Origin of the sequence: Candidatus Avelusimicrobium faecicola, from assembly GCA_900540405.1 — a bacterium.
Classification (GTDB): domain Bacteria; phylum Elusimicrobiota; class Elusimicrobia; order Elusimicrobiales; family Elusimicrobiaceae; genus Avelusimicrobium; species Avelusimicrobium faecicola.
The window spans coordinates 1-8,298 of the sequence record UQFW01000058.1 but is presented as its reverse complement, the minus strand read 5'-3'; the positions used below and the strand labels follow the sequence as shown (position 1 = coordinate 8,298).

Below are 8,298 nucleotides of genomic sequence, written 5' to 3'. Positions count from 1 at the left end.
GGGAAACCGGCTGGGCAAAGGGAATGTGTAGCGGCGGACGAATCGGCCCGGGCGCACCGCTTGTGCAAGGCTATGGGCGGGGTGCAAATTGGTAATTCCAATAGTTATATTTTACAGTAAAGGATTTCTTAAATACAAAACCCCCGCTTTTTAGAGCGGGGGTTTTTACTGCTACTTGGTTCAGATTAGTGTACGCCGTGCATCCACTGTTTGATTTTGCGGGTCATAATCCACATGACAATACCAAACAATATAGACATAACCGCCGGCACAGAGAACAGCGTGGTTAAGCTCCACGATTCGTAGTAGCTGGCGAGCCAACCGGCAAGCAGGTTGCCGAAAAAGCTAGCCGTCAACCATACGCCCATAAACAGGGACATAAATTTAAGCGGTGCCAATTTGGTGACCATGGAAAGCCCCACCGGGGACAAGCACAGTTCACCCATGGTGCAGAACATATAAACCAAAATCAACCAAATGGCGCTGACGGGGCCGCTGGACTGGTACAAGGCCGCGCCTACCGCAATAGCGGCAAAGCCGATACCTTGCAAGAACAAGCCCCACCCAAATTTGCTGGGGATAGACGGGTCTTTGGTGCCCATTTTAAGCCACATTTTGGCAAAAATAGGGGCAAACAGTACCACGAAAATCGGGTTGACCGCCTGGAAATAAGACGCTTTAAGCGTAATTTGCCCGATAAAGGGTAAAACCGGGGTCAAGTTCGTTGCTTCTTTAGCAAAGAAGTTGAGCGACGTACCCGCCTGTTCAAAGAACGCAAAGAAGAAAATAGCAAAGAACACAAAGGTAAAAATCGCTTTGATTTTATCTTTTTCTTCTTCCGTAAGCGGCTTTTTGGCGGCTTCGGCTTTGGCTTTTTCTTCGGGGTCTTCGTCTATATCGTTTTTAGTGATGGGGCGCAAACCAATGTGGCCCAAGTATTTGTTTTGGGAAACCAAATACCAAATTAAACCGATAATCATACCCGTACCGGCCGCCATAAAACCGTATTTCCATTTATAGGCTTCCAATACGTTCATGGGGTCCGTCGGTTCGCCCAAGAAACCGCACACAAACGGGGCAAAAAACGCACCTACGTTAATACCCATATAGAAAATGGTAAAACCGCCGTCTCTTCTGGGGTCGTTGGGCTCGTATAATTCCCCGACGATAGTGGAGATGTTCGGTTTGAAGAAACCGTTTCCGATAATAATTAGCGTTAAGCCGGTTCCTAAAGCAAGAATCGGGTTAATCAGCTCGTAAGAGGCCAGCGTAAACTGCCCCATAGCCATCAAAATAGCACCAATGGTAATGGAATGGCGTTTGCCGATGTAGCGGTCCGCCAGATAGCCGCCCAAAACAGGTGTCAAGTACACCAGGGCCGTAAACATACCATAGATTTTACTAGAGGTGGCTTTAGTAAAACCAATTACGGTGCTAATCATGAAGAGCGACAGAAGAGCCCTCATGCCGTAGTAGTTGAAACGTTCCCACATTTCCACCATAAAAAGCATATATAACGCTTTCGGTTGGCCATGTTTGGTCACGTTATGCTTTACTTCATTGTCTGTCATTCATTTCTCCTTGTTTAATTAAAAGGGTACTCTATATTCTACAAAATATCTGCGGAAGTGACGCGGGTTTTTAATAAGGCAGTGCTAAAGAAGAATTGAGCATTTCCTGCATAAGTGTAAATATTTTCCAACAGCAGTAGCCAAAGTAAACGCTCATCAGCAAAATCAGCACGCTGTAAACGGCTTTGGCCGTGCGGGAAATAACTTTGGATAAATAAACCGTAATCAGCGCAAACGGCCCCAATACAAGCATGAGCAGGATAATCCCGCTGTGGGTATACCAAAAGCCGGTGCCCGGTTGAAGGGCGCGGCCGCATTTGCGGCAATAGTGGTCGGTTTCGTCAATTTCCTGGTGGCAACGGTTGCAATAAGGCATTAGATGTCTACTCCTTTCCCGCGCAAAAAGCGTTTAATGTGGCTGCGGGCCCCGGCGGTGCGGGCAAATTCCAGCCAGTCGCGTTTCGGTTCGCTGTTTTTGCGGGTGATAATTTCGCACACATCCCCGGTTTTGAACACATAGTCCATGCGCACCATGCGCTTGTTGACCATGGCCCCCACATAATGGTCGCCAATATCCGTATGAATGGAGTAGGCAAAGTCCAAGGGGGTGGCCCCTTCCGGCAGGGATTTTACATCCGCGCGGGGGGTAAATACAAAAATTTGCTGTAAGTTTACGTCTGTTTTGAATCCTTCCAAAAATTCGCGCGGGGCGGTTAAATCCCGCTGCCATTCCACCCATTGGCGAATCCAGTTAATTTTTTCGTCAAAGTTTTTATCTTGTTTGACGTTGCCCATTTTGTATCTCCAGTGGGCGGCAATACCGTATTCGCAAGTGCGGTGCATATCTTCGGTGCGGATTTGTAATTCTACAATATCCCCGGTGGGGCCCAGTACCGTGGTGTGGATACTTTGGTACATATTGGCTTTAGGGGTGGCGATATAATCCGTAAACGTGCCGGCAATCGGCTTAAAACGGGAGTGGACAATGCCCAGTGCTTTATAACAATCCTGCACGGTTTTGGTAATAATGCGCACGCCCAAAGAATCCTGGATTTCCTGAAAGGAGCATTGGTGCTTTTGCATTTTGCGGTAAATGGAATAATAATTTTTGGCGCGGGAAAGCAGGCGGTGTTCCAAATGTTCTTCCTGCAACGCCGGCTCCAACTGCTTTTTGAACGCATCCAGGGCGGCTTGGCGGTCCGCCGTGCGGGCCTCCACCTGTTGTTTGATTTCGGTATATTCCTTGGGGTGCAGATACTTAAAAGATAAATCTTCCAAATCTGTTTTAATGGTAAACATCCCCAGGCGCTGGGCAAGCGGGGCGTATAAAGTTAAGGTTTCGTAAGACTTAAATTTTTGTTTTTCCGGCGGCATAACATCCATGGTGCGCATATTGTGGGTGCGGTCCGCCAGTTTGATGAGGATAACGCGCACGTCTTCGGCCACGGCTATTAACATTTTGCGCCAGTTCTCCACGGTTTCTTCGTCGGTGGAGGAAAATTTCAAATCGCTGATTTTCGTCACACCCTGCACCATGTGGGCTACTTCTTTGTTGAACTCCCGCTTGAGGTCTTCCAGCGTGGTGGAGGTGTCTTCCACCGTGTCGTGCAGTAAGCCGGCACAAATGGTATCTTCGTCCATTTTGAAATCCAACAAAATATCCGCCACTTGGTAGCAGTGGGTGAAGTACGGCTCCCCACTTTCGCGCTTTTGGTGTTCGTGTACTTTTTGGGCAAAGTGGTACGCTTTGGCAATCATCTCGCCAGAGCTGTTGGGGTTATATTCGCGGAATTTATTAATTAATGCTTGCAGTTCCATATTATTTATTTAAGTCTTCCAAAAGATTTTGTGCCGCGCGTTCGGCCACCCCGCGGGAGCCTAAACTGGCACGCAGTTTAAGCAGTTTTTCGTGCATTTGTTGCAGGCGTTGCGGGTTTTGGAACATCCCCATAGCCTCGGCCGCCAGTGCATCCGCATTGGCATCTTGCTGGATGAACTCTTTGACCAGCGGCTTTTCGTCAGCCAAAATGTTGACTAAAGAAATATACGGCACCTTTATTACCATTTTAGCTATTTTATAGGTAGCCCAGGAAAGTTTATACGCTACCAACATGGGAATCCCTAGTAAAGCGCACTCCAGCGTGGCCGTGCCGGAACAGCAGAACAGGTAATCCATCTGCCCGCGCAGTTGGTAGTTTTCATCCCGCACAATGTGGAATTGCGGGTGCGGTTTTTCGCCCAGTAAATTTAAGAAAACTTCGTCTTTCATGTTGGGCAACGCAAACAAATAGGCTTCTGTTTTAGGAAATTCCTTCAGCGTTTTTTTGAACGCTTGGTAAAACACCGGGGTCAGGCGCGTAATTTCGTTCATGCGGCTGCCGGGCAGTAGGCCCAATTTCCACGGATGGTTTTTTACATTTTGTATGCCCGCATAGGATTTAGCCGGGGCATCCGGCATAATGTCTAGTAGCGGGTTGCCCAAAAAGACGGCGTTGCCACCGAATTTTTGGTGGAACGCCGGTTCAAACGGATAAATAACGTACATTTTGCGGGTGAGCGCCGCTAAGCGTTTGGCGCGGTACTGGCGGCTGGCCCACACTTGCGGGGTCACATAATAATAGGCCGGGATATGGCGGTGCGCCGCGAGCCCCAACACCTGGTGGTTGAAACCGTAAAAATCAACCACAATTAAGGCGGTGGGGGATTGGGTTTCCATATAAGTACGAATCATGGATAAAAGTTTCATCCACATCGGCATTTTTTTAAGCGGTTCCACAAACCCGGTAGCCCCCTGGGAAGCCAAATCATATAAAAACACGTCTGCCGCTTGCTTCATCAGCCGCCCGCCGATGGCGGTAATTTTGAGGGCCGGGTCCTGCTTTTTAAGGGCCTTTATGAGCCCGGCGGCGTGTAAATCGCCGGATACATCCCCGGCAACAATAAGCATATTTTTTTCAACAGGGGTAATGGTCATAAATTATTTCTCTCTTTTCATTTGTCCCAAAGTTTCGTCCCACACAATTTGCGCGGCGCGGGCGGCATCACTTACCATTTGCAACGGTTTGGGCGTGTGCAAACGGGTGGTTTTAGGTATATCAAAACGGTGCATACGCTCGGTAATTTTTAAGGCCAAGTCCAACGCCCGGAAGCCTCTTTCCCCGCCGGGGGCCGGGGTGCGGCTGGTGTGTATGCAGTGTATAAAATGGGCTAATTCCGCCTGAACGGCCGGCTGTTTTTCCACCGCCGGATACAAAACCTCAATGTCTTGCATGGAGGAAAAGGCGGGTTTATCCTTTTTATAAATTTTTACGCGGGCGTTGGTAAAATCCACCTGAATAAACGCGTTGTGCTGAAAAACCTGCATCCGGCGGGTGCGCTCAAAACTGACGCGGCTGGCCGTTAAATCCGCCACCGCTCCGTTTTCAAAGCGCAGGCGCACGTTGGCCACGTCATCCTGGTTAGAAAACACGCTTAACCCGGTGGCATCTATGGACGCAACCGGGCTTTGCACCAACGTAAGCAGTAAATCCAAATCGTGAATCATTTTATCCAGCACCACGCTTAAATGGGCCATGCGGGAGTCGTACGGCCCCAGGCGGGAAAAAGTTAAAAACTGCGGGTTTTTGATAAACGGCGCCGCTTTCAACAAGGCCGGGTTAAAACGGTCGGCCCGCCCCACTTGCAGGACCAGCTCTTTACTGCGTGCGGTGCGGATGAGTTCGCGCGCTTCGTCCATATCGGCGGCCAGGGGGCTTCCCACAAGCAGGTGCAGTCCGTTTTGCAGGCAGAACATGCCTAAAGAATGGTGCAAGGCCGTGGGAACGGTTAAAATAATGGCATCCGTCTGGCGGATTAAATCTTGTATTTTGGAATAAGGGGTGGCGTTAAACTGCCACGCTAATTGTTGGGCGTGCAGGAGGTCGGTATCGCAAACGGCTACCAGATTGGCCTGTGGTATTTGCCCTAACGCGCGCGCGTACAGGGCGCCCGCCTTCCCGGCGCCCACAATGCCAAAACGAATGGTTTTCGGTTCGTTTGCGTTATTCATAATCCACCCTGTTATAAACATTATACCAATATACGGCGCCGGATGTAGCGTACGCGCGTATTGACTTAAACTTTTATATTGGTATAATGTTTACATGAGATATATGGAAAGAACCTTGGTGTTAATTAAACCTGATGCTATTGAAAAACGCATCAGCGGTCTTATTTTAGACCGGCTTGACCACCTCGGTCTGCAAATGACCGGGGCCAAAGTAGTGTCTTTAACGGAAGAATTAGCCCGTGCCCACTACAAGAACTTGGAAGGCAAACCCTTTTTGGAAGAAGTAATCCAATATATGATGGGTGAATTTAACAACGTGCCCAACCATAAAATTTATGCGTTTGTGTTCCAGGGCGAAAACGCCATCGCCAAAGTGCGCCAGGAAATCGGCAGCACGAACCCGGAAAAAGCCGCCCCGTGGACGATTCGCGGCAGCTTTGGGCGGTTTATCGGTGATGTAATGCAAAACTGCGTACACGCTTCCGGCTCCCCGGAAGATGCCGAAAAGGAAATTGCGCTTTGGTTTAAGCCAGAAGAGGTTTTGGACAGATAAATGAAAGCGTTTGGTATTTTGTGGGCGGGGGCCCTGGTACTCATGGGGTCCCTGCCGTTATTTGCCGCCGGGTTGGACGGGAAAGCCATCACGCTCTCCACGCCCGACGGGTGGGAACTTGCGGCGGTGTATCAGCCGGCTAAAGAAGACCATAAAACGGTAGTTTTAGTGCATGACCTCGGGAAACAAAAAGAGGCGTTTGCCAAATTAGCCAAGGCGTTGGAATCGGCCGGATACGGCTATGTGGCATTTGATTTGCGCGGCCACGGGGCCAGCACCAACGAGGGGGAGGCTTTCCGCTTTGCGCGGGAAGGGTTAGATAACGAATTTAATAAAATGCCGCGGGATGTGGATGCGGTATTGGCGTTCTTAAAAAAGAAAGGGGTGACCGTGGACGAAACAGTCTTGTTGGGAGCAGGGCTCGGCGCCAATGTGGCGGCCAAAAGCATCAGTTTCACGCCGGACGTGCCCGCCTTGGCCTTAATCAGCCCCACCACCAATACCCGGGATGTGCTTACTATCCCCGCTATGCGTGTGTATAAAGGGGCCGTGCTGATTGCCGCGGCCGCCGACGATAAAAAAACATTTTTGGAAGCCAGTGTCATCCGCAACGTGGCTTATTTAACTACCGGCCCCGGCAAGGTGACCTTTTTAACGGCGTATGATTTATCCTCGCACGAAATGCTGGATAAATATTTTATTCCCACGGTTTTACAATGGCTGTCCGCCCCGGTGTTGCCGGAAGTAAAGCCGGATGTGGTGATGGCCCCGGCCCCGGTGGAAGACGGCTCCTTGTCCGTTCCTCCGTCCGGCACCGAAGACGCCCTCTTTCCGTCCGTTTTGGAGTAAGTATGAAAATCGCCCGCATTGTGTTCCCCGGTTTTTGGTTCGGCCAAAGTGATTTGGCCGAAGCCGTTGCATTGGCGCGCCGGGGTGTGGGCGGGTTTTGCGTGTACGGCGGCACCGCACAGCAAACGGCCGCGTTTGTACAGCAAATGCGTGAGGCTTCCCCCTACAACCATTTATTAATTTGTGCCGATATTGACGAAGACTTGCGCGAAGTAGTGACGGATGCCCCGGCATTGCCGTCCAATGCCCAGCTGGGGGCGGATGCCTCGGCCGAGGGCGCTTATAAAAAAGGCAATATGCTGGCTTGTATGGCGCGCAGTATCGGGATTGATTGGGTGTTGGCCCCGGTGGCGGATTTGGGGTATTCTTCCCCGGCGTTTAGTGTTTCCGCCCCGTGCGTGACACGCCTGGCGGGGGATTTTGTGGCCGGACTTTCCAACGGCGGCGCGTTAAATTGCGTAAAATATTTCCCGGGTGTAAGCGGCATATTAAAAACGCTGGCCCAAATGGAAGATGCGGAATTTATGCCCTATAAAAGTTTATTCCGCCGGGCGGATGCCATTATGCCGTCCGATATGACTTTCCCAAATATAGACGGGGACACGCAGGCCATGATGTCCGACAAAATTTTGCGCGGGTTATTAAAAAAACGCCTGAATTACAAAGGGTGCATTGTCAGTTTTCCGCTTTGGAAAGCCCGCGTGCGTTATGAGGGCGCGGCGGCCTTAAAAATGTTGCATTGCGGGGTAGAAAACATTTTGGCCCCCAAAGACCCGCACACCGTACTGGATGCCATTGAGCGCGAAGTAAATAAAGGCTTTTTAATGGATGAAATTATCCACGCGGTTTCTAATCACGAAATGGCCATCAGCAAACTTTTTTCGGCCCCGGTGTTGAGTATGAAAGAGGCTTTTTTACAGGCCGAAACCTGTTTTAATAAATAGTGCTTTTGCCCCGGTGTTTAGGGGAAAGGAAATTCATACAAATTAAAAACCACCGCTTGAAACGGTGGTTTTTTAGTTAGAAAGCTATTAATCTTTTTTGAATTTATCGGCCAGTTCTTCTTTGCGGCGGTTAAATTCTTTAATGACTTTATTTTTGCCTTCTTCCAGTTTTTCGCGCACCACGCCGGCTTGTTCAGCCAGTTTTTCGCGCACTTCCCCGGCGCGTTCTTTTAAGTTTTCTTTTAATTCTTCGGCGTGTTCCAATACATATTCTTTCTTGTCTTCATAGGTGTCGTCCGCCCAGCGTTTTAGTTTGCGGCGGGTCACTTCCCC

Annotated in this window: 9 protein-coding genes; 3 read left to right on the top strand and 6 right to left on the bottom strand. The window is 49.8% G+C overall.

The window, feature by feature from the left end:
* Window positions 1–185: 185 nt before the first annotated feature.
* The 5 genes from ACQY18_RS05925 to ACQY18_RS05905 all read right to left on the bottom strand — a co-directional run bounded on the left by ACQY18_RS05925 (window position 186) and on the right by ACQY18_RS05905 (window position 5,619).
* On the bottom strand, window positions 186–1,571 hold the full coding sequence (locus ACQY18_RS05925) for a peptide MFS transporter (protein ID WP_428039202.1): 1,386 nt from the start codon (window positions 1,569–1,571) through the stop codon (window positions 186–188).
* 70 nt (window positions 1,572–1,641) lie between these two features.
* Entirely contained in the window at window positions 1,642–1,947 is a 306-nt protein-coding gene (locus tag ACQY18_RS05920) for a zinc ribbon domain-containing protein (protein WP_176778033.1), read from the bottom strand.
* Window positions 1,947–3,389: a RelA/SpoT family protein gene (locus tag ACQY18_RS05915; RefSeq protein ID WP_176778032.1), complete on the bottom strand. Its 1,443-nt coding sequence runs from the start codon at window positions 3,387–3,389 to the stop codon at window positions 1,947–1,949. The genes ACQY18_RS05920 and ACQY18_RS05915 overlap by 1 nt, the downstream gene beginning before the upstream one ends.
* A gap of 1 nt (window position 3,390) precedes the next feature.
* Complete coding sequence (gene lpxB / locus ACQY18_RS05910) at window positions 3,391–4,545, bottom strand: lipid-A-disaccharide synthase (RefSeq protein WP_176778031.1); 1,155 nt, start codon at window positions 4,543–4,545, stop codon at window positions 3,391–3,393.
* Window positions 4,546–4,548: 3 nt separating this feature from the next.
* A complete protein-coding gene (locus ACQY18_RS05905; RefSeq protein WP_428039201.1) occupies window positions 4,549–5,619 on the bottom strand; it encodes a Gfo/Idh/MocA family protein in 1,071 nt (356 codons plus the stop codon).
* A gap of 94 nt (window positions 5,620–5,713) precedes the next feature.
* Here ACQY18_RS05905 and ACQY18_RS05900 point away from each other — a divergent pair, with 94 nt between their 5' ends.
* Genes ACQY18_RS05900 through ACQY18_RS05890 form a run of 3 tightly spaced genes read left to right on the top strand, consistent with a single transcriptional unit; the run spans window position 5,714 to window position 7,965 of the window.
* Window positions 5,714–6,172, top strand: coding sequence for a nucleoside-diphosphate kinase (locus tag ACQY18_RS05900; RefSeq protein ID WP_087289197.1), 459 nt, complete (start codon window positions 5,714–5,716; stop codon window positions 6,170–6,172).
* Window positions 6,173–7,021 carry an alpha/beta hydrolase gene (locus tag ACQY18_RS05895; RefSeq protein WP_428039200.1) on the top strand — a complete coding sequence of 283 codons (849 nt, stop codon included), beginning with the start codon at window positions 6,173–6,175 and terminating at the stop codon, window positions 7,019–7,021.
* A gap of 2 nt (window positions 7,022–7,023) precedes the next feature.
* Entirely contained in the window at window positions 7,024–7,965 is a 942-nt protein-coding gene (locus ACQY18_RS05890) for a glycoside hydrolase family 3 N-terminal domain-containing protein (protein WP_428039199.1), read from the top strand.
* Window positions 7,966–8,052: 87 nt separating this feature from the next.
* Here the strand turns inward: ACQY18_RS05890 and ACQY18_RS05885 are convergent.
* A partial coding sequence (locus ACQY18_RS05885; protein ID WP_428039198.1) for a hypothetical protein occupies window positions 8,053–8,298 on the bottom strand: 246 nt, incomplete at its 5' end.

Coding starts and splice junctions, on each gene's coding strand:
- ACQY18_RS05895 (WP_428039200.1), top strand. CDS start 6,173: ATGAAAGCGTTTGGTATTTTGTGGGCGGGGGCCCTGGTACTCATGGGG.
- lpxB (WP_176778031.1), bottom strand. CDS start 4,545: ATGACCATTACCCCTGTTGAAAAAAATATGCTTATTGTTGCCGGGGAT.
- ACQY18_RS05890 (WP_428039199.1), top strand. CDS start 7,024: ATGAAAATCGCCCGCATTGTGTTCCCCGGTTTTTGGTTCGGCCAAAGT.
- ACQY18_RS05900 (WP_087289197.1), top strand. CDS start 5,714: ATGAGATATATGGAAAGAACCTTGGTGTTAATTAAACCTGATGCTATT.
- ACQY18_RS05920 (WP_176778033.1), bottom strand. CDS start 1,947: ATGCCTTATTGCAACCGTTGCCACCAGGAAATTGACGAAACCGACCAC.
- ACQY18_RS05925 (WP_428039202.1), bottom strand. CDS start 1,571: ATGACAGACAATGAAGTAAAGCATAACGTGACCAAACATGGCCAACCG.
- ACQY18_RS05915 (WP_176778032.1), bottom strand. CDS start 3,389: ATGGAACTGCAAGCATTAATTAATAAATTCCGCGAATATAACCCCAAC.
- ACQY18_RS05905 (WP_428039201.1), bottom strand. CDS start 5,619: ATGAATAACGCAAACGAACCGAAAACCATTCGTTTTGGCATTGTGGGC.